At 70.4% G+C, this 1,582-nt stretch carries 1 protein-coding gene; it reads left to right on the top strand.

All coding sequences use genetic code 11. The features are described 5' to 3' along the window. The first annotated feature begins 126 nt into the window (after positions 1 to 126). Positions 127 to 1,572, top strand: a complete 1,446-nt coding sequence (locus tag ACFYZB_RS46725) for an NF041680 family putative transposase (RefSeq protein WP_388768273.1) — start codon at positions 127 to 129, stop codon at positions 1,570 to 1,572. The last annotated feature ends 10 nt before the right edge of the window (positions 1,573 to 1,582 follow it).

Genomic DNA, 1,582 nt, shown 5'->3' with positions numbered 1-1,582 from the left:
AGCTTGGCGTTTAACCTCGCAGGTCACCCGACCTGCTGATCTGCGGTTCTTGCCGGGACAGCGGAGGCGGCCGTTCTCCACGCTTCGAGATGTCGAGTCACGAAGTACAAGAGAACGGCCGTTGCTATGAGTCTCCCGGTCCACGCGCCCGCGGGCGAGGCGTTCGACGTCTTGTCCCGCTTTCGGGTCGAGTTCTTCGAGTGCCTTTACGCCCGCGCGGATGCGCTCTTCGAGCTCACGGACGCGGTGCTGTGCGCGGACGGGCCGGTGAAGACGCTGGTTGAGCTGTCGCTGGCGGTCGAGCACCGGCGCGGGCACGGGGCGATGTACGCGGCGTTGGACCGGGGCTGGCTGGAGCCGGCGCGGTTGCGGCGTGCGCTGGCGGGCCTGCCGCTGCCCAGGGCGGCCGACGGGCGGATCGTGCTGGCTGTGGACGTGAGCAATTGGCTCCGCCCAGATGCCCCGACCAGCGAGGACCGGTTGTTCTGCCACGTCTACGGACGCGGTGCCCGCAGCAGGGACCAGTTCGTGCCGGGCTGGCCGTACTCCTTCGTCGCCGCTCTGGAGACCGGCCGGACCTCCTGGGTCGCGTTGCTGGACGCCGTGCGCCTGGGGCCGGCGGACGATGCGACCGCCGTCACCGCTGCCCAACTACGCGATGTCGTCGAACGGTTGGTCCAGGCTCAGCAGTGGCGGGCGGGTGATCCGGAGATCTGGATCGTCATGGACTCCGGCTACGACGTCGCCTACCTCTCCCATACCCTGGCGGACCTGCCTGTCGTCCTGGTCGGACGCCTGCGCTCGGACCGCGTCATGCTCCGTGACCCCGGCCCCGCCCACTCCGGGCCGAAGGGCGGACGACCGCGTCGGCACGGCGGCGTCCTGACCTTCGCCAAGCCCGACAGCTGGCACGAACCCGATGCCACTACGGTCACGGACACCCTCCGCTACGGCAAGGCCGAGGCGATGGCCTGGGACCGGATGCACCCCCGGCTCACCCACCGCGGCCCCTGGCTGAACCATACGAAAGAGGAACTGCCCATCCTGCACGGCACCTTGGTGCGGCTGCAGGTCGAGCGCCTGCCGGGCGACCGCGACCCGAAACCGGTCTGGCTGTGGTGCTCGGCCACTGCGGCCACACCGGCGGACGTGGAGCGCTGGTGGCAGTCCTTCCTGCGCAGATTCGACCTCGAGCACACCTTCCGGCTCATGAAACAGACCCTCGGCTGGACCGCCCCGAAGGTCCGCCACGCGGATACCGCCGACCTGTGGACCTGGCTCATCATCGCCGCCCACACCCAGCTCCGCCTCGCCCGGCCCCTCGCCGAGGACCTCCGCCGCCCCTGGGAACGACCGGCCGAGCCCCGCCGGCTCACCCCCGCCCGAGTACGGCGGGGGTTTCGCAACGTCCGCGCGACCACGGCCCGCCCAGCGGCCGCGCCAAAACCGTCCCGGCCGGGCCCGGGACGGCCTGCAGGCTCGAAGAACAAACACCGGGCCAGGCACCACGACGTCGGCAAGACGCTCAAACGCGCCGAGTCAATCAAGGAACACCAAGCCCGCCGAGGATAAACGCCAAGCT

It is taken from the genome of Streptomyces sp. NPDC001852, assembly GCF_042891825.1.
Classification (GTDB): domain Bacteria; phylum Actinomycetota; class Actinomycetes; order Streptomycetales; family Streptomycetaceae; genus Streptomyces.
Note: the sequence above shows the minus strand (reverse complement) of the source record. Positions and strands in the feature narration are given on the sequence as shown.

Bases quoted from the DNA above. Each gene is read 5' to 3' on its own strand.
- ACFYZB_RS46725 (WP_388768273.1), top strand. From the start codon at position 127: ATGAGTCTCCCGGTCCACGCGCCCGCGGGCGAGGCGTTCGACGTCTTG.